19 protein-coding genes and 24 pseudogenes are annotated in these 24588 nt (G+C 72.7%); 18 read left to right on the top strand and 25 right to left on the bottom strand.

From position 1 onward, the window contains the following. Window positions 1–63 precede the first annotated feature (63 nt). Window positions 64–657 (bottom strand): TetR/AcrR family transcriptional regulator, encoded by a 594-nt coding sequence (locus UK94_RS20755; RefSeq protein WP_268761536.1) that lies wholly within the window; start codon window positions 655–657, stop codon window positions 64–66. A gap of 281 nt (window positions 658–938) precedes the next feature. Here UK94_RS20755 and UK94_RS20750 point away from each other — a divergent pair, with 281 nt between their 5' ends. Continuing rightward, the gene (locus UK94_RS20750; protein ID WP_011604183.1) at window positions 939–1526 is read left to right on the top strand and encodes a DoxX family protein; all 588 of its coding nucleotides are present in this window, start codon (window positions 939–941) and stop codon (window positions 1524–1526) included. 890 nt (window positions 1527–2416) lie between these two features. Here the strand turns inward: UK94_RS20750 and UK94_RS60100 are convergent. From UK94_RS60100 to UK94_RS60090, 3 genes and pseudogenes are all read right to left on the bottom strand, one after another. After that, window positions 2417–3242, bottom strand: an 826-nt coding sequence (locus UK94_RS60100; protein ID WP_235488962.1) for an HNH endonuclease signature motif containing protein, incomplete at its 5' end; no start/stop codon positions are given. A gap of 10 nt (window positions 3243–3252) precedes the next feature. Next, a pseudogene (locus UK94_RS60095) lies at window positions 3253–3705 on the bottom strand (DUF222 domain-containing protein); the annotation flags it as partial. A gap of 1 nt (window position 3706) precedes the next feature. Then, the coding region (locus UK94_RS60090; RefSeq protein ID WP_313949562.1) for a hypothetical protein at window positions 3707–3829 on the bottom strand (123 nt) is incomplete at its 3' end. A 964-nt stretch (window positions 3830–4793) separates the two neighbouring features. Here UK94_RS60090 and UK94_RS20735 point away from each other — a divergent pair. Next, on the top strand, window positions 4794–5234 hold the full coding sequence (locus UK94_RS20735) for a metalloregulator ArsR/SmtB family transcription factor (RefSeq protein ID WP_011604179.1): 441 nt from the start codon (window positions 4794–4796) through the stop codon (window positions 5232–5234). Between the two features lie 84 nt (window positions 5235–5318). Next, window positions 5319–5728: SRPBCC domain-containing protein (locus UK94_RS20730; protein WP_268761531.1), on the top strand; the 410-nt coding region annotated here is incomplete at its 5' end. Window positions 5729–6063: 335 nt separating this feature from the next. Here UK94_RS20730 and UK94_RS60080 read toward each other — a convergent pair. The 21 genes and pseudogenes from UK94_RS60080 to UK94_RS20650 all read right to left on the bottom strand — a co-directional run. Continuing rightward, a pseudogene (locus UK94_RS60080) lies at window positions 6064–6404 on the bottom strand (SRPBCC family protein); the annotation flags it as partial. 1 nt (window position 6405) lies between these two features. Continuing rightward, a pseudogene (locus UK94_RS76330) lies at window positions 6406–6470 on the bottom strand (cyclase); the annotation flags it as partial. 1072 nt (window positions 6471–7542) lie between these two features. After that, window positions 7543–8361, bottom strand: a complete 819-nt coding sequence (locus UK94_RS20715) for a GvpL/GvpF family gas vesicle protein (protein WP_041940497.1) — start codon at window positions 8359–8361, stop codon at window positions 7543–7545. 5 nt (window positions 8362–8366) lie between these two features. Next, complete coding sequence (locus tag UK94_RS20710) at window positions 8367–8798, bottom strand: gas vesicle structural protein GvpA (protein WP_011604174.1); 432 nt, start codon at window positions 8796–8798, stop codon at window positions 8367–8369. A 3-nt stretch (window positions 8799–8801) separates the two neighbouring features. Then, window positions 8802–9193: gas vesicle protein GvpK (gene gvpK / locus UK94_RS20705; protein WP_157734376.1), on the bottom strand; the 392-nt coding region annotated here is incomplete at its 3' end. Beyond that, a complete protein-coding gene (locus tag UK94_RS20700) occupies window positions 9190–9477 on the bottom strand; it encodes a gas vesicle protein (RefSeq protein WP_083866999.1) in 288 nt (95 codons plus the stop codon). The genes gvpK and UK94_RS20700, both read right to left, overlap by 4 nt. 187 nt (window positions 9478–9664) lie before the next feature. Next, window positions 9665–10285, bottom strand: a 621-nt coding sequence (locus UK94_RS60065) for a GvpL/GvpF family gas vesicle protein (protein ID WP_268761530.1), incomplete at its 3' end; no start/stop codon positions are given. A gap of 735 nt (window positions 10286–11020) precedes the next feature. After that, a partial coding sequence (gene gvpJ / locus UK94_RS60060) for a gas vesicle protein GvpJ (RefSeq protein ID WP_235488954.1) occupies window positions 11021–11219 on the bottom strand: 199 nt, incomplete at its 3' end. Between the two features lie 27 nt (window positions 11220–11246). Continuing rightward, window positions 11247–11358 (bottom strand): annotated as a pseudogene (gvpO, locus tag UK94_RS60055) (gas vesicle protein GvpO); the annotation flags it as partial. Window position 11359: 1 nt separating this feature from the next. Then, a pseudogene (locus UK94_RS60050) lies at window positions 11360–11404 on the bottom strand (hypothetical protein); the annotation flags it as partial. 1 nt (window position 11405) lies between these two features. Then, window positions 11406–11489: hypothetical protein (locus UK94_RS60045; RefSeq protein ID WP_268761535.1), on the bottom strand; the 84-nt coding region annotated here is incomplete at its 3' end. Between the two features lie 309 nt (window positions 11490–11798). Then, window positions 11799–12497 carry an aldo/keto reductase gene (locus UK94_RS20680; protein WP_235488951.1) on the bottom strand — a complete coding sequence of 233 codons (699 nt, stop codon included), beginning with the start codon at window positions 12495–12497 and terminating at the stop codon, window positions 11799–11801. 1 nt (window position 12498) lies between these two features. Then, a pseudogene (locus UK94_RS60040) lies at window positions 12499–12647 on the bottom strand (aldo/keto reductase); the annotation flags it as partial. Window positions 12648–13087: 440 nt separating this feature from the next. Further along, window positions 13088–13551: NAD(P)-binding domain-containing protein (locus tag UK94_RS60035; protein WP_268761529.1), on the bottom strand; the 464-nt coding region annotated here is incomplete at its 3' end. 108 nt (window positions 13552–13659) lie between these two features. After that, window positions 13660–13998 (bottom strand): annotated as a pseudogene (locus UK94_RS20670) (PPOX class F420-dependent oxidoreductase); the annotation flags it as partial. A gap of 1 nt (window position 13999) precedes the next feature. Then, window positions 14000–14064 (bottom strand): annotated as a pseudogene (locus tag UK94_RS74535) (PPOX class F420-dependent oxidoreductase); the annotation flags it as partial. A 178-nt stretch (window positions 14065–14242) separates the two neighbouring features. Beyond that, window positions 14243–14606: pseudogene (locus UK94_RS60030) on the bottom strand (gfo/Idh/MocA family oxidoreductase); the annotation flags it as partial. 1 nt (window position 14607) lies between these two features. Then, the coding region (locus UK94_RS20665) for a Gfo/Idh/MocA family oxidoreductase (RefSeq protein ID WP_235488947.1) at window positions 14608–15352 on the bottom strand (745 nt) is incomplete at its 3' end. A gap of 537 nt (window positions 15353–15889) precedes the next feature. Continuing rightward, window positions 15890–16041, bottom strand: a pseudogene (locus UK94_RS60025) (DUF4267 domain-containing protein); the annotation flags it as partial. A gap of 1 nt (window position 16042) precedes the next feature. Beyond that, window positions 16043–16261 (bottom strand): DUF4267 domain-containing protein (locus tag UK94_RS60020; protein WP_235488944.1); only part of this gene is annotated, 219 nt, incomplete at its 3' end. A 213-nt stretch (window positions 16262–16474) separates the two neighbouring features. Next, a partial coding sequence (locus UK94_RS20650; protein WP_235488940.1) for a hemerythrin domain-containing protein occupies window positions 16475–17014 on the bottom strand: 540 nt, incomplete at its 3' end. A gap of 160 nt (window positions 17015–17174) precedes the next feature. Between UK94_RS20650 and UK94_RS60015 the strand changes: the two are divergent. The 15 genes and pseudogenes from UK94_RS60015 to UK94_RS20625 form a co-directional block, all read left to right on the top strand. Then, window positions 17175–17393 (top strand): annotated as a pseudogene (locus tag UK94_RS60015) (winged helix-turn-helix domain-containing protein); the annotation flags it as partial. A gap of 1 nt (window position 17394) precedes the next feature. After that, window positions 17395–18617: pseudogene (locus UK94_RS60010) on the top strand (BTAD domain-containing putative transcriptional regulator); the annotation flags it as partial. Window position 18618: 1 nt separating this feature from the next. Then, window positions 18619–19135 (top strand): annotated as a pseudogene (locus UK94_RS60005) (transcriptional regulator); the annotation flags it as partial. 1 nt (window position 19136) lies between these two features. After that, a pseudogene (locus UK94_RS60000) lies at window positions 19137–20801 on the top strand (transcriptional regulator); the annotation flags it as partial. Further along, window positions 20798–21168 (top strand): annotated as a pseudogene (locus UK94_RS59995) (LysE family translocator); the annotation flags it as partial. The pseudogenes UK94_RS60000 and UK94_RS59995, both read left to right, overlap by 4 nt. 1 nt (window position 21169) lies before the next feature. After that, the coding region (locus tag UK94_RS59990) for a LysE family transporter (protein ID WP_235488937.1) at window positions 21170–21433 on the top strand (264 nt) is incomplete at its 5' end. Window positions 21434–21474: 41 nt separating this feature from the next. After that, a pseudogene (locus UK94_RS74530) lies at window positions 21475–21716 on the top strand (hypothetical protein); the annotation flags it as partial. Window position 21717: 1 nt separating this feature from the next. Further along, a pseudogene (locus tag UK94_RS59985) lies at window positions 21718–21964 on the top strand (YbaK/EbsC family protein); the annotation flags it as partial. 1 nt (window position 21965) lies between these two features. Further along, window positions 21966–22041: pseudogene (locus tag UK94_RS74525) on the top strand (hypothetical protein); the annotation flags it as partial. 283 nt (window positions 22042–22324) lie between these two features. After that, window positions 22325–23004: pseudogene (locus tag UK94_RS59980) on the top strand (extracellular solute-binding protein); the annotation flags it as partial. A 1-nt stretch (window position 23005) separates the two neighbouring features. Continuing rightward, window positions 23006–23180: pseudogene (locus UK94_RS59975) on the top strand (ABC transporter substrate-binding protein); the annotation flags it as partial. 1 nt (window position 23181) lies between these two features. After that, window positions 23182–23453: pseudogene (locus tag UK94_RS59970) on the top strand (ABC transporter substrate-binding protein); the annotation flags it as partial. A 1-nt stretch (window position 23454) separates the two neighbouring features. Further along, a pseudogene (locus UK94_RS59965) lies at window positions 23455–23527 on the top strand (hypothetical protein); the annotation flags it as partial. Between the two features lies 1 nt (window position 23528). Beyond that, a pseudogene (locus tag UK94_RS59960) lies at window positions 23529–23818 on the top strand (ABC transporter substrate-binding protein); the annotation flags it as partial. After that, window positions 23815–24587 (top strand): annotated as a pseudogene (locus tag UK94_RS20625) (tyrosine-protein phosphatase); the annotation flags it as partial. The pseudogenes UK94_RS59960 and UK94_RS20625, both read left to right, overlap by 4 nt. Window position 24588: the final 1 nt, after the last annotated feature.

Raw genomic sequence — 24588 nt, 5'->3', positions numbered from 1 at the left:
CGCCACGCCGACCCGCCCGACACCCACGGCGCCTGCAGGGCGGGTGGGGCGGGCCGCTCCCGCTCAGGAGCCGGTCGGGAATCCCTGGGCGAGCAACGACTCGGTCAGTCGGATGGCCGCCCGGTGTCGATCGGCCGTGGCCGTCACCGACAGGTGGGTCAGCCCCCAGCTCACCGAGGTGAGCAGATCGACCATGGCCTCGACGGAGGTGCCGACGGGCAGCTCACCGGTGTCGACCGCCTCGACGACCAGCCGACGGTAGAGCGTCTCCTCGGTGTGGCGGCGGTACCCCACCGCGGCCGCGAACTCCGGCGAGTGCGTCGACTCGAACAGCAGGCTCGCCTCGAAGCGGGTCATCGACGGGTGATCCGCCATGCACGCGAGGGCCTCCTCCAGCAGGGCGACCAGACGGGCCCGCAGCCCCTCGACGGAGAAGGCCGCCGCCTCCAGCCGCCCCACCACGTCGGCGAAGACGTCGTCGAGCGCCTGGAGGACCAGGTCCGCCTTGGACGGGAAGTACCGGTAGATCGCCGCGCTCGTCAGGTCCGCCTGCTCGGCGATGGACTTCATCGTCGCCCTCGAGTACCCCACCTCGGCCACATGCGTCATCGCCGCCAGCAGGATCCGGCGCCGGGTGCGCTCGGCGTCGGCGTTCACCGGGCGGNCGAGGCGAGCCGACGACTTCATCCGACGCTCCTCCAGGTCGGCCCGCCGGGCCTAGGTCGCCATCGCCCGGGGTGACGCGGGCCAACCCCGAGTATCCCCGGTGTGCGCCGGCTCGCGTTCGCCCCTCGGGACGTGGGCCGTCGCCGACCGAACAGACCGTCCGCGACTTCTACCAGGACATCGACGCATTCAGNCGGATGTGACACCCCCGGGGGGTCGATCGCGACCGGGGTCGCGGACGCGAAAAGTGATCGTCTGTATACGATGCGTCAATGACATTGGATGCTCAGCAAGCAGCCCCTGGCCGGACGGGAGACGGAGCGATCATCGGAGCAGGCGATGCACGCGCAGAGAAGGCACGTCGGCGCCCGGCGCCGACGGGGCGCGATCTCGGACTGCTCCTGCTGCGTCTGACCGTCGGCGTCACCATGGCCGGCCACGGCACCCAGAAGCTGTTCGGCTGGTTCGGCGGCGGCGGCCTCGACAGCACCGGGGCGTTCTTCACCAGCGCCGGCTATCCGTCGGGCCGGGCCTTCGCCGTCGTCGCCGGGCTCACCGAGACCCTCGGTGGAATCGGCCTGGCAGTCGGCCTGCTCACGCCGCTCGCCGCCGCCGCGATCCTCGGCACGCTGATCAATGCCATGGCGATCCGCTGGGGCGGCGGGTTCTTCGCCCCGGACGGCATCGAGTACGAGATCCTGATCGCCATGGCGGCCCTGTCTCTCGCCCTGACCGGCCCCGGTCGCCTCTCGGTCGACGCCCGGTTGCCCGTCCTGCGCGACAACCGCCTCGACGTCGGCGCCGCCGCCGTCGCCCTCGGCGGGGTGACCGCGGCCGTCGTACTGCTCATCCGCGGCTGAGCGGGTCGGCGACCGTCGGGGTTTCGCCCGCGACTGACCGGGGATCGCGCCTGTGACGTCCCGGCGGTGGCACCGTGCGGACAACCGCCGGACGAGGGTCGGGAACCGGGCATCCGCGACGGCCACGGGCTGGGCGTGGGTCGTGGCGGCCGGCCGGGCAAGGCGATGCGGACCGCAGACCGGCCGGCCGTCCCCGCGGCCGACCGTCCTCCTGCGAAGCCGTCTGACGTCCCCCGGAGTCGCCTACCCTTCTTCCGGAACCGGCGTCCTTTCTCGGAACCGCCCGTCGCCGGTATCCGCGGCCGGCGATGGTGTCGCGGTGCCGTGGGGGGCCGCTGCCGGCGCCGGTCATGCGGCGCTGACGTGGGCCGCGAGCAACCGCCAGCCGTGCTCGCCGCGATGCCAGGTGCGGGTGTAGCGGACGCGGGCGCTGAACGGTTCGCCGCGCAGCCGGCCCTCGACCGTGCCGAGAAAGAGGGTCACGCCGGTCCGCCCAGCGACGATGACGGTGAGGTCCTCCTCGACGACCTTGTTCATCACCTGGTCGCCGGACCGGTGGATGTGCAGGTCATCCGCCTTGGTGTGGAGTGCGCCGTCGGGCCCCGTGAACACGAGTCGCTCATCGATNGGCTCGTCGAGCACCTCGACGTCGGAGGCCAACTGCGCCGCCTGCAGCCGACGTTCACTGGCTCGGAGCCCCTCGGCGGGGTCGGCGCCATGCCAGCAGTCCCCTTCCGCCGGATGAGTGGCCATCATGTCGCTGTCGTCATCCATCAACTGCTCGCCTCCAGTGTTCGGGGCCGCCCAGAGCCGGGGCCGCCACCGAGGGGTTAGTCCTCGCCCAATTGCGAGCGAGAGCAGGCGGAATATGGTCACGGCTGCGGTCGGGTTCATCCGGCGGCGACGTCGTAGAGTAGGGAGTGGGGGTGGCGGGTGTAGGGATTCCGGCGGGGGGTACGGTCGGGGTCGATCCAGGCCGGAGGCAGGAATTCGGGTCGCCGGTCAGGGCCTAGTTGAACGGTCCAACCCTGATGGTGGACAGTCCGGTGGTGATAACCGCAGAGAAGGACGCTGTTGTCCAGCGAAGTATGACCGCCGTCAATCCAATGGCGGATATGATGCGCTTCGCACCATCCTACCGGACGATCGCAGCCGGGAAACGCGCAGCCGTTGTCCCGGGCGATCAGTGCCTGGCGGATGTCGGCGGTGACAGTGCGGTGCGCACGGCCGACGTCGAGGGGGACGCCGGCGGGGTCGAGAATGATGCGACGGACCGACGCGTCACAGGCGATGCGACGAAGGACCTCCCGGGAAAGGGGCTGTCCCCAACTGGTGGTCGCGGGCAGGCCAGAGCCGCCGAGCAGCGCCGCCCAGGGGACGGTCACGGCCAGGTGCGGGCGGATCCCGCCGGTGACGGGCAGTGCGGCAGTGTCGAGGGGGCGGCCGAGCAGGTCGACGAGGGCGTCGGCGCGCCGCCGGGCGGGGTTACGCGGGTCGAGAGTGCCGTCGAAGGCGGGGCGGGGTGCGGACAGCGAGTCCAGCGCGGTGCGCAGCAGAGCGGCGGCTTCCGCCTCGAGCTCGCCGCTGATCCGGGTCATCCCGTCCGGCAACTCCGACAACCACAGCCCCCGCCGCCCCGCCGGATCCTCTCCACCCCCACCAGCCAGACCGCCGGGATCGGCGCCGGGACCCCCGGGATCGGCAGGGCCGGCGGGGNCAGCGGGGNTGTGGGGCTGGCCGTTGTTCGCGCCGCTACCGCCTGACTCTCCGTCACCGGACTGCCCGCTGGCATCCGGCGCATCGCCCTGGCTGGCAGACCCGCCGCCGGGAGTCGACTCGGGCGGATCGCCGCCGGGGCTGGGATCTACCCAGGTCAAGGTCTCGCGTAGGTGACGGGCCAGCCGGGCCAGCGCGGTCGGATCGAACTCATCGGCCTGCCGCAGCAGGAACGCCTCCGCCCGCCGGCGCACGTCTGCGGTCGCCTCGGCGGGCAGCGACCGCATCCCCGCAGCGATCACCAATGCCTGCTCCACACGGATCTCCCCCGCGGCCAGCCGCTGCCCGGTGGCCGCCAGCGGGCCGTCCACGGCCACGGCCAGATCAACCAGACGGCCGGCGTCCGCCGCCCGCAGCCGCAGCCGTTCCCGCAGCAACGCCGCTGTGCTGCTTGCACCGACCCNCCGCGCCAGACCCCGGCCGTGCACCTCAGCGACCACCTGAAGCCGAAACGCCGCTAGCCGTGTCATTACCGCCGTGCAGTCAATCAGACAGGCATCCAGCTCGGCATCCGACAGCGCCCACACTCGGCCGTCGTTCAGCTCGTCCACCCCGGAGGACACTGCCGCGACCCCTTCGAGCAGCGCANACGACCCACCGGCACCGGCAGAATTCCAGACCATGAGGAAAGCCTAAGTAAATCCCTTTCAAAAGTCGAACGTATGTTCGTATCCGTAACCAGGGCGGCTTTCTGTTCGCCACGCGGACGGAAGGCACGACCACAGCACCAAGGCTGTCCCCCTGCGGCGNCAGCAGAACCATCTCCGTGCCGATCCGCCAACAATGAGTCGTAGTCGTACTCTTACGGAGTGGCCGCTCCCAGCGTGTGTCCGGTCTTGGTGCGCCGGGCGCCCGATGACAGTGGAGGGGGCAACTTCCGGGTTCCGGTGGGGCATCTCAGGAACCGGTGACACCGGCAGCGAGCTCGAACCGCACCGGTAGGCCGCGCCGAGACTCGCGCCCCCGACAACCCTGGGGGACAGGCCTGCGGAGCAGACAGCGCCGCAGCCAGCTCCGAGCGTTAGCGCCTGGGCGGGTAGCGCATGAGGGCATGAGCGGACACAGGGCCGAGAGCAGTCCGCACGCGCCCGAACCCGCAGCGCGGGTCCAAGACCGAGAGCGATCGACGCGAGTGTGCAGACGAGAGCGACCGACGCGAGCCTGCAGGCGGCACGGACGGACAGGCGGCACGGACGGACAGGCGGCACGGACGGAACGGGCGGCACGGGCGGCACGGGCGGAACGGGCGGCACGGGCGGAACGGGCGGCACGGGCGGAACGGGCGGCACGGGCGGAACGGGCGGAACGGGCGGAACGGGCGGAACGGGCGACGCGAGCCTGCGGGCGGCACAGGCGACGCGAGCTTGCGGACGCGGGCGGCCGGGAGCGGGCAGCCAGAGCGGGAAGGTCGTCGGCCGCCGCCGCACGGACCGGCGGTTGCGGTGACGCCGACCTTGCCTCGTTCACCGGCGTCCGCTAACGTACAACCTGATGGTTGTAGATCAGAGCTCCACCGAGCAGGCCGATCGCCTCTTCCATGCCCTGGCCGACGCGACGAGGCGCGAGATCGTGGCACTCACCCTGACCGGTGAGCACTCGGTCTCCGACCTGGCCCGGCGGTTCCCGATGAGCTTCGCGGCCGTGCAGAAGCACGTGGCGGTGCTGGAGGGCGCCGGGCTGGTCACGAAGCGGCGGCAGGGTCGGGAGCAGCGCGTGCGGGGCAACGCGGACGCGCTGCGCGAGGTGCGTCGGTTGCTGGACGAGCTTGCGGACCTGTGGCGGGGACGCATCGATCGGATGGCCGCGATCCTCGCCGAGCCGGACCCACCCGAGAGCGACACCGCAGACAGCGACACCGCAATCAGCGACACCGCAGACAGGCACCGACCAGATCCGACGAACGATACAGACGGCAGGGAGCAACGCGCATGACCGTGATCGACGTGAAGACCGATCCTGAGGCCCTCAGCCTCGCCATCAGCTCCAGGTTCGAGGCACCGCCGCAGCGGGTGTGGNGGATCTGGGCCGACCCGCGCCAGCTCGAGCGGTGGTGGGGCCCGCCGACCTACCCGGCGACGGTCGTCGAGCACGACCTGGCTCCCGGCGGCTCGGTCACCTACTTCATGACCGGGCCGGAGGGAGACAGGCACTACGGATGGTGGCGCGTCCGGGCGGTCGACGTCCCGCACCGGCTGGAGTTCGAGGACGGCTTCGCCGACGACGAGGGCCGCCCCAACCTCGACATGCCCACCACGATCGTCCGCGTCCGGCTCACCGCGGAGGACGAGTCGGCGACCGTGATGACGATCGAGAGCACCTTCCCCTCCTCCGAGGCGATGGAGCAGATGGTGTCCATGGGCATGGTCGAGGGCATGTCCGAGGCCCTGGGCCAGATCGACGCCCTGCTGGCCGGGGCCCCGGCCTGACCGCGTGCCCTGCGCGCGGCCGTAGCCTCGTCGGCGACGACGAGGCCCCCGGTCGTCGGGCCCGGCCCGCCTGCCGAGATCACCCTCCGGCACGTCCCGCCGGCATGGACGATCAGCCGCCGACCGACGCCTTGGGCCTGGCTTCAGCGTCGGAGGTCTGTTCGGACTCGTCGCCGGTGTCCTCGCCCGAGGGCCCGGGTGTCGCGCCCGCGGGCCGCCCGGCGTCGCCGCGGCCCGAGTTGGCCGCGTCGTCGGCGTCCCGCGTGCCCTCGGACTCCTCCGCGCCCTGTTCTCCTTCGTCGGGCCGTTGGACGACCTCGCCGTCGCGGATCACNCCCCGCCACGAACCGCTCGCCTCACCCTGCATCGTGATGTAGCGGCGGAAATGCTTGAGATCGAGCCGGGCCCGTCGACCACCGGCCCGCCAGATATTACCGATCTTCTCCATGAGTCCGGACGGGTAGTATTCCATGGCCAGCAGCACCCGGGTCAGGTCGTCGGCGAGCGGGTGGAACGTGACGGCTCCCTTGGTGGAGCCCTTCGGGCCCTCCGAGGTCCACACGATCCGCCGGTCCGGTATCTGCTCCTGGACCTTGGCCGCCCAGCTACGCCGGGATTTGAAGACCTTGACCCGCCAGTTCTGCTCGGTCTCGCTCTTCGCGTCCACCGCCTCGACNCCCTTCATGAAGCGAGAGAACTGCGGGTACTGCGTCCACTGGTCATAGGCCACGGAGACCGGCACCCCGACATCGATCGTCTCCTCGATGTTCGTGGCCTTCGGCGGCCCGCCCTTTCCGCCGGCCCCCTTGCCACCGAGATGCAGCACCGACTTGACCTTGTCCTTCGCCGCCGTGGCCGCCGTCGCGAACGCGGCCCGCAGNGGCGACTTCCCGCTGGCCAGCTGCTGGGAGCCCGCCTTGAGCGCGGAGGCCGNACCGCCCGTGTCGGNGAGCACGTTCAGCTTGTCCGTACCCGAGGTGAGCCGCTCCGTCGTCTTCCCGACCAGCTGGGCACCCCGCGCCTTCGCCAGGTTCTTCGCCTGGTCGACCAGGTTCTTCGTCGCCGGGTTCTCGCGCAGGGCNCCGACTATGCCCGTCTGCTTTGCCGTCGTCTGCGTCATGTCCCCTCCTCATCGATCTGTCGTCACTCGGCTTCCGCCATGAGAGGGCGAGGACGAGCGCCGCGCGCGGGTGCAGGGGCANGGCCGGCGGGACGGCGTTCCCCATCACTGTCGTCGGACCCCTTCTCCTCGGTCTCCGCCTCCTCCCGCTCCGCTCCCGTCGACCCCTGGTCGGATTCCTCGGCCTGATCACCAGCAGCGCCGTCGCGCTGGTCGCCGGTGCTGCCCTCGGCCTGCTCGCCAGGACTGCCCTCGGCCTGCCCCTCGGGGGTGCCGTCCGCCTCCTCCCCCGCGGGCGCCTGCTCGTCCTTCTTTCCCCCGGCGCCGGGCACCGTCTTCAGGACGTCGGTCACGGCTCCGGCCGCCGCCTTCGCGGTGGTGCCGCCCTTCTCGGTGAGGGTCTCCGCGAGCTGCTGGGTCCGTTGCTGCAGGTTCTCGGTGAGACGCTCGACCTGGGACTCGTACACCGACAGGGCGGCACGCCGGCCGGCCTCCACGACCGGCCCGCGCACCTGGGCGAGCAGCTCCTCGCCCTGGGGGGACTTCAGCAGCTTCACGGCCTGATCCCGCAGGACATCCTTGGGGTCGTGATGGCGTCCGGTGAGCCAGAGCGCCACGCCGATGGCCGTCTTCGCCTTTTTGGTCCGGCCGAGGACGTAGCCGCCGACGAGCGCCGCGGCGATCTTCGCACTACTCACGGTTGATCATCTCCCTTGCGGTCGTCCCCCTCCGGTCCCCAGCCCCAGCGGCCGGTGCCCGCAAACGAGTCGGCGGGTCCCGCCGCTGAAGCCCGGGTGACGGTGGGGATTTCGATGAAGTCGATGGCGGGCAACGGACCGACGTACTCGATCGAGAGCTCCGGGCGGGCCCGACGCAGCCTCGCGACCGCGGCGTCGAAGGTCTCGACGTCGTCGGCGGCCAGCAGGAAGGCCCAACTGAGCACGGGATCCTCTGCCCCGCCGTGTCGCCGTCGCGGCCGATCGGAGCGGGCCAGCGGCTGCAGCTCGCTGAGGATCTCGTCGGCCTGCCGCTGCCGCCGCTGCACGACCAGCTCGGCGATCTCCTGCCCGAACCTGATCCGCTCGTCCAGATCGTCCGGTGGCGGGTAAGCGGCCGCCGGCGACCCGGGGAGCACCGCCTGCAACGCGGAGTGCTCCTCCTCGTCCACGTCGAGACGCAGCTCCACGAGACCATCGACGGCGTCGAGCCGCTCCGGCATCACGTCGACCAGCGGCGCGAGGACCTCCGCGCGCACGGCGTCCTCGTCGGGGGCGACCGTGCCGAACCGCAGGGGCAGCACGGGGCCTCGTGCCAGCAGCCGCTGCAGGATGTCCAGATGGTGCACCGCCTCCTGGTCGCCGAGGACCCCGACGTCGGCGGTGCAGCTCACCGCGGCCGACAACGGCCCGAAGCGCACCAGATGCACCGGTTCCGGGGGGTGGCCAAGGCCGGGCGGGGCGGGTTCGGGAGCCGGGTGCCCCGCTCGCGTGACGCCATACACGATGACGGGCACGGCGCTCACCCCTTCTTGCCGCCGCGGCGCTCTGCCGGGGCCTCGCGACCTACCGGCAGGTCCCGCCCGCGACGTTCCTCGACGGGCGCACCACGCAGCGCGCCGACCACCTCCTCGGCGGTGTCCTTGAGTCCGCCGAGTGCTCCGCTCGTCTTGTGCCGAGCGGTGCCCTCGGTGACCTCGTGCATGAGCCCGGGAAGGCCCGCGACCTGCTCCCTGGGCTGCAGATCGAGCCGGTTCACCGCTTCCGCGAACCGCAGGTAGGTGTCGACGCTGGCAATGACGATCCGCGCGTCGATCGTGAGGATCTCGATTCCCACCAGCGCGACGCGAACGTAGGCGTCGATGACGATCCCCTTGTCGAGAACCACGTCTAGGACGTCGGCGAGACTGCTCGGTTGGGGAGCTCGATTGATCGGACGACTGGCAACGGTCATGGNGCTGACCTCGCCTTCTGACAGGATTGCTGGTCGGCGCAGGATCGGGCGGAGCGCCGCGCGGGTGCCATCGGCCCGCGGTCCGGGACCGCCCCGGCGCCGGCCTCGACGAGGCGGCGCGCCCGGGCGACGGCGTCGTCGGCCTCCCGCTGGGTGACACCGAGCGACGTGCGGACCCGCTCGAGGCTGTGCCGGATCTCGATCAGTGCCTGGCCCAGGTCGTCGAGCTGCTGCGCCGTCAGCTCGCCGCCGTCCATCCGGCGGATCGCCTGGCGTTCCAGGACCTCGCGCAGCAGTTCGAGGACGACCACGACGAGCTGTCCCAGACCTCGACCGACCTGGTCCGGGTCGGCGTCGAGGCGCAACGGGCGACCGGCACCGCCGGAACCACTCATTCCGCCACCTCCCCAGCACCCTCCACGGCCGTCTGGATGCCGACGAGGAGCAGCCGCAGATCGAGCCGGATCAGGTCGACCCCGGCGAGGGCGATCACGACGTCTCCGCTGATCACGACACCGCGATCCACGAGCCGGTCCAACAGGTCGGCGAGCGGCTGGGCCGCAGAGCAGGGCGTGCCCGTGGTGGCCGGGGTGCGGGGTCGGACCAGACCGGCGACACCGGCCCGGCCCCGGGGAACGGGCCCGCCGCCCGGCTCGCACCTCCGACCCGACTCAGCCATCCGCACCACCGCCATCCGCACCACCGCCGTCCCCACCACCGCCGAGGGTGACGTGCACGAAGGAATACGGCGGCCAGGGCCCCGTGATCTCGGCGTCGAGACCGGCCTGCGTCAGTCGCCGCACCAGCGTCCGCGCCGCCGCGAGGAACTCCTCGTCGGCCAAGCGCGGCACGAGGTACGCGCAGTNGAACATCCGCCCGGCCCGGCCGCCCCGGCGTCGCGCGGTGTCCCGGGCGAAGGCGGTCAGTTCCTCGTCCGCCTGTTCGATCAGCGTGCCGAGTTCTTCCCGGCGTGCCTCCTGCGCCCGGATCTCCCGGCGCCGGGCCGTAAGATAGGCCGTCCCCGATCCCGGCGCGAGTCCCGCCACCTCCACCGGAGGATCGATGGGCTGGTCGAGAGGCGCCGCATCGGCCACCGGCTGAGGCGCGTCGACCCGCAGGCCCCATTCCCTCGTGTCCTGAACCTGGGCCAGCGTGCGGGAAAGCGTCTGCTCCGGATCATCGAGCACCGCGTACGCCTGCTCCGCGTCTGGCAGGACCGTGCCGAAACGCAGCGGGAGCACCCCACCGCGTTCCGCCAACGCCCGCAGCACCTGATCGTGCCGGCGGGCAAGGTCCGCAAGCCGCCCCGTCTCCGAGACGTCCTGTTCAAGGTCACGCAGCAGCGCGAGCTCGATGTCGGAGACCACCAGGGCCACCGGCGGGCGGACCACGGCGCGCACCCCGGTCCCGGCCACCAGACCTTCGAGATCGGACACGTGACGGCTCTGCTCCGGTACGATCCCGTAGGCGTACAGGCCGTGGTCCACGTCGACGCCGCAACCGCGCCCGCGAGACCCGCCCGTGGATGCGGCCGCAGTCCCCTCACCGCCCGGGACCGCGAGGTCTCCTGACACGCGGTCGTCTGACACGCGGTCGTCGGTGGGGACCTCGGCCTCCCGCACTAGCCCGCGCTCACCCNGCAGCCCCTCGTCGGGCCCCGGCGGCGCCTCGCCCGGCAGCCCTTCGCCCCACAGCCCTTCCGCGAGGCCCGTCCACCCTTGCGCGAGTCCCGGCACCCCCGCGTCGAACACGACCCGCGTGATCTCCTGCGCCAGGCGCTGCGCGAGCTGGCGCCGGGCCACACTGCGCGCCTCGGAGACGGCTTCCTCGAGCACGCCGGGTGCGAGCTGTCGGGCAAGGGCGGCGAGGCTGTCAGCGTCGCTCGCCGCGGGCATGGCGGCTCTCCCCCCTCGTCGCGTCCGGCGCTCCTGCGCTCACCGCTCCTCCGCTTGCCACGGAATCGGCCCAGGGCAGGTACGGCCGTCGAGTGGCGGCGGCGACCGGGGCGGAGGCCGCCCATCGCCGCTCGTCGACCATCCTCGCCGGCGCCTCGACCGCGGCCCGGTCCGGCAGACCCCGCCCGACCTCGGTCGCAGGCGTACGGCCGGCGGCCTCCAGGGCCGCCAGCCGGCCGCGCAGCTCCTCGTTCTCCTCTCGCAACGAGCGTGCCTTGGAGTTGAAGAAGGGATCGGCCGTCCACCAGTCCAGACCCATCTCGCGGNCCGTGTCCGCCGAGGCGATGAACAGACGCAGCTTCAGGGTGAGCAGCTCGACGTCCAGCACACTGACGACCACGTCACCGACGATCACGATGCCCTTGTCGAGCACCCGTTCCAGCACATCCGCGAGGGAGTCGGAACGTGGCCCACTCCACGCCCGTGCCCGAGACGGCCCGGTGGCGAGGCTTCGATCGACGGTCATCAGCGGTCCTGGCAAGGTCAGGGGAACTTAGTCGGTAGCACCCCGAACGAATCGTCGTAGGCGCTCATAACCCACGAGCGCGCCGCGCGCATCCACATCGAGCCGGTACGTAGCCAGCACGCTCGTCGTGGACGGTATGNGATCCAGTTCCACGACATCCGCCAGGATCGACCAACCGTCGTCCGNCCTCCGCACCCCCGAAATTCGCTCTGGAGTATGACCGAGAATGGACTCGAACTCGGCGAGCGCGTCGGGCAGCACAGTCGCCAACTCGCCACGTATCGCGTGATCNGGACTTCGGCGCCGTGGTGGGTCGTCGTCCGGGTGCATGGCGCGAAGAACCCCCCGTCGAAGGCCCGTCTCCGGGCCAGGGGATCGGAATCACACCGAGAAAACATCGACAACGCGCATCTGCCCAGGAACGCTCGGTTCAAACACGGCTCCCCGGGCGGAAGAACCGGCGGAGACATTTCGTGGCAGGGCAGGAGAAGTGCCGCTATAACGGAGAAGTTGATCACCGCCGCCGGCCTTGGGGAACCGACCCGCGGCGGGGCCGGCCGGCCTGCGGGCCGACCGGGCTCAGTGCATCTCCAGCGGCACCGGCTCGGGCGGCGGCGGGAACGCACGGTCGAGGTCGGCGAGCTCGTCGGGGGCCAGCCGCAGGTCGAGAGCCTCCCGGTCCTCGCGGACGTGGCGGGGGTCGTGGGAACGCGGGATCGCGACCACGCCTTCCTGCGCCAGCACCCAGGCGAGCGCGGCCTGGGCCGGTGTCGCGCCATGGCTGGTCGCGATCCCGGTGAGCGCCGGCTCGTGGGCCAGACGGCCGAGCTCGAGCGGGGAATACGCCATGATCGGGATTCCCCGTTCGCGGCACCACGGAAGCAGGTCGAGCTCCGTGCCCCGGCGGTTCAGGTTGTACAGCACCTGGTCGGTCTGCACGGCCTCGCCGCCCGGCAGCTCCACGAGCTCCGCCATGTCCTCCACGTCGAGGTTGCTGACCCCCCAGTGCCGGATCCTGCCGGCCTCCACCAGCTCGACGAACGCCTCCAGCGTCTCGGCCAGCGGGACCGGCCCCCGCCAGTGCAGGAGATAGAGGTCGACAACATCGGTGCGCAGCCGGGCGAGGCTGGCCTCGCAGGCGGCGATCGTCCCACGCGCCGTGGCGTGCTGCGGGAGCACCTTGCTGACAAGGAACACGCCTTCGCGGCGGCCGTCGATCGCCTCGCCGACAAGCTCCTCCGCCGCCCCGTCGGCGTACATCTCCGCGGTGTCGATCAGNGACATCCCGAGATCCAACCCGGTCCTGATCGCCTCGATCTCCTGATCGCGCAGGCGGGGATCCTCGGCGAAATGCCAGGTTCCCAGGCCCAGAGCGGAAATCGGTTCGCCGGATGGAAGCTTGACGGTGCGCAGGGCTGCGGTCGGCATGCAGACCTCCCGGGCCGGGTGCGCTCCGACGGTCCCCGCCTGCCGGAGACCGTCCGGTCGCGGACCCTCCCGTACCTCTCACGGTAGGGCCATCCGGCCAGTGCGCCACCGGCGCCACCAGCGTCGGCGGCGTCGGGACCGTCGGCGGCGCGGGACGGTCGGCGGGCGCGGGACCGTCGGCTGACGCGGTCGAGTCCGCAGGCGGCTGCCGTCAGGCGCGGAAGTCCGCCGGGCGGTCCTGGGAGGCGGCGGCCAAGGCCTTGACGGTGCCGGCGGCGTCGAGGTCCGCGCCGTAGACGGGGGTGCCGGGCTGCTGACGCCACGAGTCCGCCAGCGTGCCGCCGTCGACCGGGTCGAAGCCCAGCTCGTCGACCAGCGCNAACACCAGCTCCTTGGCGGGGCCGTCCGCGCCTGCGATCGGCAGCGCGATGCGGNCCTCNGCGCCCTTCGGCCGGCCGCGCTCCAACAGGTGCTTCCAGAAGATCCCGTTGAACACCTTGACCACCGGCGCACCGATCTGCTCGGCGACCCAGATGCTCTCCGGGGTGCCGGCCTCGATCGCGTCGATGCGCCCGTCGCGCTGCTGGGGGTAGTAGTTGTTCGTCTCGATCACCGGCGCCCCCGGCTTCGCCCCCTTGAGGATGCCCGCCGGCAGGCTCGGAACGTTCTTCTGCGGGATGCTGATGATGACCACGTCGGCGTCCTCGGCGGCGTCGGCCGCCCAGACGGCCGTGGCCCCGCTCTGCGCCGCGAGTTCCGCCAGGGTCTGCGGGTCGCGCGAGTTGGCCACCCGCACCTGGTGGCCGAGCTCGCTCAGTCGCCGCGTCAGCGTCCCGCCGATCTGTCCCGCCCCGATGATCCCGATTTTCATGGTCCGCGCTCCTCGACGACCGGGGCGAGGCACCGGCGCCCGCCACGCGCAGTCTCCAACCCTGTCGACCGGGAAACTGTTCCGACCCGACCCGACCCGAGCCGAGCCGAGCCGAGCCGACCGACCCGCCGCGGCCCGGTCTCAGCCGCGGACGACGACGCGGCGTGGATGCAGCACGGCCGTGGTCCGTTCGGGGTCGAGAGCGCTGAGCCGGGCGAAGTCGGCGCCGTACCGGTCCGTCATCCGGGCGAGGACGGACTTGTCCGGGTCGGGCACGAGCTCGACGTCGGCGCGGATCTCCAGGGTGCGTCCCGGGTTGGCGGGATCGAACACGAACAGGGTGGCCACCGGGACACGCCGCAGGTTCGCCAGCTTCTGCCGCGTACTGATCATCGACACCTTGACCGTCGGCCCGTCAGGGAGGAACCAGACAGCGGTCGACTGGGGCCGACCGCCCGTGCCGATCGTGGTCAGGACACCNGTCAGCGGGTTGTCGATCAGGTCGCGGTGGGAGGCCGGGAACTCGGCCGGCTCGGGTGTGCTCACCCCTGTATGCCTACCTCCTCTGCCCGCCCCGCGCACCGGCGGGGCCGGACGCCGCCCCGTGCGCGCCCGGCCCGTCCCGCGTGGCGGCTCGCCACGGTTTCGCCGCGACGCCCCGCCCGGACGCCCTGAGCCCTCAGCCCGCAGCCCTCAGCCCTCAGCCCTCAGCCGGGAGGTGACGTCACTTCTCGGGCACCTCGACGCGACGGCCGGTGGCCGCGGAGCGGGCGACGGCGTCGAGCAGTTCGTGGCGGCGCAGCGCGTGGGTGAAGTCGGGCGCCACCGTCGTTCCCTCGGCCAGATCGCGGCCGATCTGTGCGTAGGCATGGGCGACGGCGGCGGCCGGCTGTCCGGCCAGGGCGGGGAAGGCGTCGTACGACGCCGGCGTGGTCAGCTCGGCGAGCGGCTCGCCGCCCTGGGAGCCGAGGATGGTGATCTGACCGTAGTTGAGGCTGCCCGTGGACGAGGTGACCTGCAGGTCGCCGTCGGTACCGTTGATCTCCCACAGGAAGCCGGTGCCGCGGGGCGTCCCGCCGCGCAGGTGGNTGCTCGCGACGGCCCCGCCGACGAGGGTCCCGGAGACGGCGATCTGGTCCTCGGCCGTCATCGGGACGGCCGCGCCGGTCTCGGCGTTGCGGACCTGGGGCCGCCGCGTCGCGGTGGTGGCGACGACGTCGGCGAACTCCCCCAGCACGCTGGTGACGGCGTCGGCGGTGTGGCCGAACGGGATCGTCAGCATGGTCGCACCCAGGTCGCGGTCGAGCAGGTACTCACCGCCGGGGTGGATCACCGGCCCCCACACCCCGCCGTTGCCCACCAGCGTCGTCGACAGCACCTCGCCCACGTACCCGTCGGCCACCAGGTCGCGCAGGTAGCGCACCGCGGGAGCGAACCGCCCCTGCACCCCGACGAACGACCGCACGCCCGTGGCGGCTCCGACCAGCTCCCGGACCTCGTCCAGGCCGGCTGCCAGCGGCCACTCGCACAGCACCGCCTTGCCCGCCGCCAGCGCGGGCAGGACCAGCTCGCGGTGACGCGGCACCTTCACCGAGACGACGACCAGGTCGACGTCGTCGCGCCCGGCCAGCTCCTCGACGCTGTCGCTGGCCGCGGGCACGCCGTGGGCCTGCGCGGCGGCACGCGCCGACTGCGGGCTGCTGGCCGCGACCGCCCGCACCGCGAAGCCGTCGACGGCGGCCAGCGCGGGCAGGTGCGCCCCGGCCGCCCAGCCGCCGTTCGCGCTCAGGCCGACGATGCCGACACCCACCGTGCGCTCGGGATCCGAAGCCATCTGCACGTCCTCTTCTCGGTCGGGCGCCACTCGCGTCGAGTGTCGCCGCTCGGCAGTGCCCGGCGAACCGGACCCGGGTGAGCGCCGGTCGGCTCTCCCCCTTACGGCAACGCACCGACACCGGTCTACATCCACACCCGGTCTACATCCACACCCGGTCCGCATGCGCGCCAGGTCCGCATGCGCGCCCGGTCCGCATCGACGCCCGGTCCCGGCTCCCTGGCCTCGATCTCGGCGGCTCCCCTCAGGACGCGTCGGTTGCGTGATCCCTGCGCGTGGTCGCCTCCTTCAGCAGGGTGACGAGGATGGGGAACTCGTTGACGCCGTTGAGCTGGGCCGTGATGGTGGCGCGCTTCCGATCGACCTCCCAGAGCCGGAACCTGCCTTCGTGCACCGAGAAGCCCGCGATGNGCTCCCAGGCCACCGTCCTGCGTTTCCGGTGGACGCCGCGGGAGTCGACGGCCACTGACCGGAAGTCGACGCCGCCGCCACTCGGTCTCGGCGGTGGTGTCGGCTGTCCNACAGGGGACACGGCCGTCAGCCGAGCAGCAGGCCCGCGGTGACGAGCAGCAGCACCGCGGTGAGCCCGTGCACGGCGTACGCGGTGAGCCTGGGCCCCTGATGGCGCAGCACGATGAGGGCGTCGCCGACCGGGACGACCGCGATCATGATCATGAACCAGCCGAGTGNGTGTGCGGTCGAGGCGAGGATCAGGGCTATCGGGACGAGCCCCGAGGCGATGTCCCGAATCCCCTTGACCGCGAAGTAGGCGTCGGCCCGGCCGATGTCCGCCGGCACGGCGACGCCGAAGGCGGCCGCGGCGGCCCGGGGCACGAGCAGAAACCGCATTCCGATGAAGATGATGGCGACACTGACGATCCACGAGAACACATAGCCGACGGTCGTCATGGTCTACCGCGCCGATCCGGTCGCGGGAGCCGCCCCGTGGACGGTGCTCGCCTGGTCGGCGGCGTCGGCGACGGGTCGGTGGCCGCCGCGGATCCGCCGCACGTGGGCCGCGTAGACGATCCGGCCGACCGAGTACCAGAGGACGCGGGCCGGCAGCGGAAGGTCGGCGAGGAACGCCGTGCGCTCGTCGGGTCGCGCGTCCTCCAACACGGNACCCAGCAGGGTCAGCAACGCGTTCTTCGGGGTGTTGGCGAGAAAGTGCTCGCCCTGGGCCTGCCATTCCCGCACGCTGAGATGCTCGGCGGCGAGTGGCAACAGGTGCGCCTCCTCGTCGTCGAGGTGTTCGACCAGTGCCGCCCGATGCTCGACGAGAGCCTCGACGAGGGCGTCCCGAGCCGCCGGGTCCGCGCCGGACTCCCAGGCGGCCAGGGCGGCCTGCGCGCGGGCGAGGCTCGCGGCGACCCCCTCGTGCTGGGCCTCCATCCGCAGCACGACATCGGCGTCGAGGTCCAGACGGGCCAGCAGCAGCGGCCAGACCAGCTCGTCCTCCCCGTGGTGGTGGATGGACAGGCCTCGCTGGTACCACCGGAAGTGGCCGGCGAGGACCGCCGCCCGGGCGGTGTCCCCCGCGGAAACCCGGGCGGTCAGCTCGGCCAGCAGCCGCGACTCGCGGCGGAAGGCCCGATGAACGATCACCATTTCCCGCGTGTTCGGGCGTTCCACCTCGGTGTCGGGAGCTGCGGAAGGATTCATTGCCCTGCCCTTTCTTCGGACTGTTGTGTGGTGCTGGAGCCAGCATCGGAATCGGCACTTGGAGTGCTCGTGGAGCTGAGTTGGAGCCGTCTCGCCCCTTCGCCGGTCCGCCGGTTCACCGGAGGAACCGGACCGGCCGGATGGCTAGGATCGGTGGGCGATGGTCCGGATCCGAGTGCTCGGCCCGCTGGCGGTCGAGGTGGGCGGGCGCGCCGTCACCCTGGGCGGACCACGCCAGCGGGCGGTCCTCGCCCGGCTCGTCGTCGCCCGCGGCGAGCTCGTCTCGGTGGACAGGCTGATCGAGGATCTGTGGCGCGGCGAACCACCGGCCAAGGCCGTGACCTCGCTGCAGTCCTACGTCTCCAATCTGCGCAGGGTGNTGGAGCCGCAACGGCCCCCGCGGACACCTGCGACGGTCCTGCTCAGCGCGAGCCCCGGCTACGCCCTCGCGCTCGGCCCGGAGGCGGTGGACGCCTGGCGGTTCGAGTCGCTCCTGCGCGAGGCCCGCCGGCACTCCGCCGCCGGCACCGCCCGGGCGCTGATCTCCGAGGGCCTGTCACTGTGGCGCGGCGAGGCCTTCGGCGAGGTCGCCGACGAGTCGTGGGCGACCGCCGACATCGCCCGGTTGGCGGAGCTACGCGCCGAGGCACGGCAGATGCTCGCCGCCGCCGAGCTGCGCGCGGGCAACCTGGCCGCCGCCGTGCGGCTCGCGGACGCGCTCACCCGGCGCGAGCCCCTGCGGGAGGAGGGCTGGCGCCTGCTGGCCCTGTCCCTCTGGGGCGGCAACCGGCAGGCCGACGCCCTCGACGCGCTGCGCCGGGCCCGTCGACAGCTCACCGAGGAGCTCGGCCTGGACCCGGGACCCGAACTCGCCCGGCTGGAGGAGGCGATCCTCCGGCAGAACCGCGAGCTCCTCGACGCGGCGATGCCCCCCTCGGCGCCGACCTCTGCGCCCCCCTCGGCGCCGACCTCTGCGCCCCCCTCTGCGCCCCCCTCCGAGCCACCCGGATCCTCGCAACCGGACGGCTCGTCTCCACCCCTTCCAGCCGCCGCTTCGGCCGCCGAGCTGTTCGCCGGTCGCGAGCAGGAGCTCGCCGCGCTGGCGGACGTCGCCGCCGAGGTCACAGCCGCCGAGGTCAGAGCCGCCGGCGTCGGCGCAGGCCGGGCGAGGATCGCCCTGATCAGCGGCGAGCCGGGAGCCGGGAAATCGGCGCTGTTGCGGCAGGTGCGCCACCGGCTGGCCACGACCGGATGGCTGGTCGTCACCGGGCAGTGTCCCGAGGCCGAGGGTGCTCCGCCGGCCTGGGCGTGGTTGCAGGCCCTGCGGGTGCTGGCCGACGCCGCTCCCCCGCCGGCGCGGCTGGCCGAGCTCCTTGCACCCCTCCTGTCGGACCAGCGGCCCGACCATCCACCCGACCATCCACCCGGCCCCACGCCCGGCCACGATCTCGGCAGCGATCTCGGCCGCGCAGTCGGCCATCGGCCCGGCCAGAAGTCCACGGACACGGACCGCCTGGACCGCGTCGACGCCTCCGCCGGCCGGTTCCGACTCCACCAGGCCGTCATCGCCTGGCTGCGCACCGTCGCCGATCGGACGCCGGCGNAACCGCTGGCGATCATCCTGGACGATCTGCACTGGGCCGACGCGGAGACCCTGGCGCTGCTCGGCGCGGTGGCCGCGCAGGTGACCGACGCGCCGATCCTGCTGCTGGTGGCCTACCGCGACGGGGAGGTCGGCCCGGCCCTGACCGAGGCACTCGCCGGGCTGGCCGCCCGGTCACCACGGCGCCTGGCGTTGGGTGGGCTGTCGCGGGCGGCGATCGCCGACGTCGTCGGCGCGGTCTGCCGGCGGCCCGTCGACGCCGACACCGTGCTCGCCCTCGCCGAACGCACCGGGGGAAACCCGTTCCACGTGCGGGAGAGCGCACGCCTGCTCGCCAGCGAAGGGGCGCTCGTCGCGCTGTCCGAGGTGCCGGACGGCGTGCGTGACGTGCTGCGCCGGCGGCTCGCGCGCCTGCCCGCGGCGTCGGTGGCGGTGCTGCGCCTGGCCGCCGTCGCCGGCCGGGAGGCCGACGTCGAGGTGCTCATCGACGCGGCCAACACCGACGAGGACGGCGTACTNGACGCCCTGGACGCCGGGCTCATCGCCGGCCTGCTCACCGAGCCCGCGCCGGGTCGGGTCCGGTTCACCCACGCCCTCGTCCGGGACACCCTGAGCACCGACCTCAGCCTGCTGCGCCGCACGCGCATGCACGCCAGGCTCGGTGCCGCCCTCGAACGGCTGCAGCCCGACAACACCCCCGCGCTGGCCCACCACTACCTGCGGGCCGCCTCGGCGGCGACGGCACGCCGCGCCGTCGACTACGCGGTCCGAGCCGCACAGGCCGCCGAGCGCCGCTACGCCCACGACACGGCGGCCGACCTGCTCGCGGGCGCGGTCGACGGCTTCGATCGCCTTCCCGTCGGCGACCACGCCTGCGGCGAGACCGATCGCGACGCCGAACGGGTGCTGCTGCTCGGCCGGCTGCTGCGGGCGCAGGTGCGCGCCGGCGCGGTGGCGGCCGCACGCGCCTGCCGGCAACGGGCCGTCGATCACGCCGAGGCGGCCGGTCGCGAGGACCTGCTGATCGCCGCCTTCACCGCCTGGACGGACCCCACTCCCTGGCAGAGCCGGCCGTACGGGACCGTGGACGCGCCCGTCGTCGCGGTGCTCACCCGCCTGCTCGAGCGGCCCGGTCTCGACGCCACCGTGCGCTGCCGGCTGTTGGACGCCCTGACCACCGAGCTCGCCGGGGAGGACGACGCCCGGCCCCGCCGGGCCGCCGAGGAGGCGGTGGCGCTGTCCGCGACCCAGGACGATCCCGCCCTGCGCGCGCTCGCCCTCACCGCGCTGGCCCGGGTGCGCAACCACGAGCCCGACTGGCCGGAGCGGGACCGGGTCGGCCAGGAGCTGATCGAGATCGGTGTCGCGCACGACCTGCCCGCCTACCGCTCCTTCGGCAACTTCGCCCGGGCCATCGCGGCGGTCGCCGACTCCGACGTCACCGGCGTCCGCCGCTTCGTCGCCGACGGGATGCACCTCGCCCGCCTGTACCGGATGCCGGAGGCCGAGGGCGTCGGGGCCTACGGGCAGGCGATGCTCGCGCACATCGCCGGCGACCTCGACGACGCCGAGCGTCGCTACACCGAGACGAGCGCCCGGATGCTGCGCCACGGGTCGATCCACGCCGCCGGCTTCCAGCTGCTGGCCGTCGCGACGCTGCGCCTGACGCAGGGCCGGATGGCCGAGTTCGCCGCGCACGCCGACGATCTGCTGGCCGCGCACGGACCGGTCATGATCGACCTGCTCACGCTCGCGCTGGCCCGCGACGGACGGCTGGCCGAGGCCACTCGCCTGCACGCCGCGGCCCCGCCCCTGCGGCCCGACTTTCTCTTCTCCACCCTCGCCGTCCTGCGTGCCGAGGCGGCCATCGCCGTCGCGGACCGCCCGCTCGCCCGCGCGATGTACGGCGCGCTGCTGCCGCTGCGCGGGCAGGTGCCCGGCGCCCTGAGCCTGTCGCTGGCGCTGCGGCCGGTCGCCCACACCCTCGGCGCCCTCGCCGCCTTCCTCGGCCGGTACCCCGACGCCGCCGACCACTTCCGGCAGGCGCGCACGGTCGCCGAACGCTGGGGTGCCACCCACTGGGCCGACGAGGCCCGCCGCGCCCTCGCCGCGATCACCACCACCGCGATGACCACCACCGCGGGGACCGCCACCGGGGGGACCGAGACCGAGGAGTTCCCGTGATCGACACCCAGCGGTTCGCGTCCTTCCTGCTGGTCGTGGCCACGCTGATCGTGCTGCCCGGGCCGAGCGTGCTCTTCGTCGTCAGCCGGGGTGTCTCGCTGGGACGGCGGGCGGCGGTGTTCACCGCGTTCGGCAACGAGTCGGCGATGCTGGTCCAGGTCATGGCGGTGGCGTGCGGCCTGGGATTCGTCGTCGAACGCTCGGTGGTGGTGTTCTCCGTGCTCAAGTTCGCCGGCGCCGGCTATCTCGTATGTCTGGGCTGGCAGGCCTGGCGGCATCGCGCCGAGCTCACCGTCGCGATCGCGGGGCCGACGTCCTCGTACACGTCCCGCCGCATCCTGCGCGACGGCTTCGTCGTGGGAATCGGNAATCCCAAGGGAGTGCTCATCTTCACCGCGGTGCTGCCGCAGTTCGTCGACCGCTCGGCGGGTGATGCGCCCGTCCAGTTGCTGTTCCTCGGCCTGATCTGCGTGGCGATCGCCCTGGTTTCGGATGTGTCGTGGGGACTGCTCGCCGGAACCGCCCGCACCTGGCTGGCGCGGTCACCGCGCCGGCTGTCGGCCATCGGCGGGGCCTCGGGCGCTGTCATGATGGGACTGGGTGTGAAGCTGGCCGTCAGCCGCCGACCCTGACCGCACACCCGGTAGCCGGCGGCCGGCGGCCGACGGCCGGAATGAAGGAGCGTCGGAATACGGTGGTCCGGCCGGCGTATCCGGACGGCAGGTTCCGCGTTCCGTCGAAGAAAGGCCCGTTCATGTCCGAGCTGGGGTGCCGACCGGACGGAATTTCGTCCCCGGAACAAGTGCTCCTGGCCGCCGGAGTGCCCTTCACGGCAGTGGATCACGAGCCGATCGTCGGGCCGGCGGACGCGGAGCTGCTGGGCTTTCCGACCGAGCGGCTCCTGAAGACGATGGTNTTCAGGAATGCGGACCGCGGTTTCGTCCTCGCCGCGCTCCCCGTCACCGGTCGGGTCAACTACGGCAGGCTGGCCCGGGCGGCGGGAACCTCCCGCGCGAAACTCAGCCAGGCGGCTGCGGAGGATCTGCGGGACCTCGGCATGGAGCCCGGCGGGGCGAGCCCGGTGTGCGCGGTCCCGGGAGTGGTCGTGGTGTTCGACGCCGCCGTCCGGCGGATGGGCGTCGTCTGCTGCGGCAGCGGGCGGGNCGATCGCACCATCCAGGTCGACGTCGACCATCTCATCGAGCTGGTCAAGCCGATCTTCGACGACCTGTCCAGGTGAGGGCAACGCCCTCCCGGCCCTGACGCCGACCAACACCCGCCTCCGGCCCGTCACCATCGGTACACCGACCGAGGATCCGACCGGGGCCCCGACCAGGGAAGATCCCGCCAGACGGAGACAGGCCCGGCGAATTCGTTGCGGTAAGTGACGGCCATCCGTTTCCCGACCGTCGTAGGCCGTTCACCTGCGCATCGGACGCTACCGACGTAACGACGAACCGGGAGTACGCAATCTCCCGGAACGACCGTACCTGGCGCGCGGCGCCCACCCTCTCCCAAGGAGCATGCCCGTGGCTCGACCACGCCTGGCTCGTGAACGCCGGGCTCCTGAGCATCCGGCTGGTGAACACCGACCCCGGCTTCGTCTGCCCCAGCCGCGTCTGTCCCAGCCGCGACTGCCCCGTCCGCACCTGCTGCGCGCCGCCGCCGCCGTGACGCTGGTGGCGGCGCTGGCCGCCGCCTGCGCGACGGACTCGTCCACGTCCGAGTCCGCTCAGGCCCCGGCCGGCGCGACCGGCACGATCCCGCAGCTCGCCGCCGACCAGAAGGTCTCGATCGTCTTCGAGAGCTACAACCTGCTGAGCACCGGCACCTGGAAGCCCGTGGTCGAGGGCCTCATCGCCCAGTTCGAGAAGGAACACCCGAACATCACCGTCAAGGGCCAGCCCCCGCAGGGCGTGACCAGCGGCAACGAGTACACCACCAGCATCAAGAACCAGGTGCTGGCCGGAAACCCGCCGGACGTCGGCCAGATCACCTTCAACGCGCTGCGGTTCGCGGCCACCAGCCTGGGCGCGGCGCCCATCGACACCCTCGTCGGCAAGGGCGCCCTCGCCGCGAACTACGCCGGCGCGCACCCGTACGCCCCGTCCGTGCCGAAGCTCGGCGAGGTCGACGGCCGCACCTACGCCGTCCCGTACGTCTTCTCGACGCCGGTGATGTGGATCAACAAGACGCTGTTCGCNCAGGCCGGTCTCGACCCGGCGAACCCGCCGAAGACCTGGGCGGACGTCAGGGCCGCGGCGCTGGCCATCAAGGCGAGGACCGGCAAGGAAGGCGTCGAGGTCAACTGCCTGACCAAGCAGACGGTGGACTGGTGCTGGCAGTCGATGGTGCTCTCCAACGGCGGCCGGGTGATGGNGCCGGACGCGAGCAGGCTGACCTTCGCCGACGCGCCCGCCGTGGAGACCGTCGCGATGTCGCAGGACCTCGTCCGCAGCGGGGCGATGCCCAACCTCGACCAGCAGCAGGCGCTCAAGGCGTTCAGCAGCGGCCAGCTCGGCATGATGGTCGAGAGCAGCGCCGTGCAGGCCGCCCTGATGGCGGGCGCCAAGGCGAACAACTGGGAACTCGGCGCCACGGGTGAACCGGGCTTCGGCTCGAAGCCCGTCGTCCCCACCAACTCGGGCTCGGNCCTGGCCATCTTCAGCAAGGACCCGGCCAAGCAGCGCGCCGCCTGGGAACTGATCAAGTTCCTCACCAGCGACNACGCCTACACCCAGATCTCCTCGAAGATCGGCTACCTGCCGCTGCGCACCGGGCTCATCGACGACCCGAACGGCCTGCAGGCGTGGGCGAAGGCGAACCCCCTCATCCGGCCCAACCTCGACCAGCTCACCCGACTGCAGCCGTGGGCGGCCTTCCCCGGCGACAACTACCTGCAGATCCAGGACACGATGATGACAGCGGTCGAGGGCGCCGTGTTCAGCGGCAAGGACCCCGCCGCCACCCTGGCCAGCGCCCAGAAGCAGGCCTCCGACCTCATGCCGGCCCGGTGAACCCGGTGACCACCCAGGCACCATCCACCCCCGCCGCCCCCGACGCCCCCGCCTCCCCCGACGCGGAGGTGATCGCGGAGGTGATCGCGGCGCCGCCGGCTCGACGGAGCCTGCCGCTGCCCGGCACGATCAACCTGCGTGACGTCGGTGGTTACCCGACGGCCGACGGCCGGACGGTGCGGTGGCGCACGCTGCTGCGCTCCGGCGCCCTGCGTGGCCTCGACGGGCGCGGCCGGGCGGTGCTCGCCCAGATCGGCCTGCGTACCGTCGTCGACCTGCGCGAGGACGCCGAGGTCGAGCACGACCCGGACGCCCTCGGCCGGCTGCCCGCCACCCACCGCCGGGTACCGATCTTCACCCTGCCCGCCGCGGCGCAGGCCGCCGTGGGCCAGGCGGCCGACCGTAACGGTGCCGGTGCCGGTGCCGGCGGCGGCGACGGCAACGGCGGCGGCGGCACCGGAGGCGGCGCGGGCGAGTCGGTGGCCGTCGGCGCCGCCGCCGGCATGGCGGCCGTTCGGGCCGCGGGGGCCGACGGCGATCTGGCCGGCGTGTTCGACTTCGCCGTCGACCAGCGCGGCAGCCGCCTCACCGCCGCGGTCATCGCCCTCGCCGCGCCGGGCGCACTGCCGGCGATCGTGCACTGCAGCGCCGGCAAGGACCGCACGGGCCTGGTCATCGCCCTGGTCCTCGACCTCGCCGGGGTGCCCGTCGAGGTCATCGCCGAGGACTTCGCCCTGACGTCCCACTTCCTACGCGACGAGGCCGCCGCN

The organism is Frankia sp. AvcI1 (assembly GCF_001420875.1).
GTDB lineage: Bacteria > Actinomycetota > Actinomycetes > Frankiales > Frankiaceae > Frankia > Frankia alni.
The sequence above is the reverse complement of the archived record's forward strand: the minus strand, read 5'-3'. Positions and strand labels throughout refer to the sequence as shown.

Coding starts and splice junctions, on each gene's coding strand:
- UK94_RS20750 (WP_011604183.1), top strand. CDS start 939: ATGACATTGGATGCTCAGCAAGCAGCCCCTGGCCGGACGGGAGACGGA.
- UK94_RS20735 (WP_011604179.1), top strand. CDS start 4,794: ATGGTTGTAGATCAGAGCTCCACCGAGCAGGCCGATCGCCTCTTCCAT.
- UK94_RS20710 (WP_011604174.1), bottom strand. CDS start 8,798: ATGACCGTTGCCAGTCGTCCGATCAATCGAGCTCCCCAACCGAGCAGT.
- UK94_RS20700 (WP_083866999.1), bottom strand. CDS start 9,477: ATGGCTGAGTCGGGTCGGAGGTGCGAGCCGGGCGGCGGGCCCGTTCCC.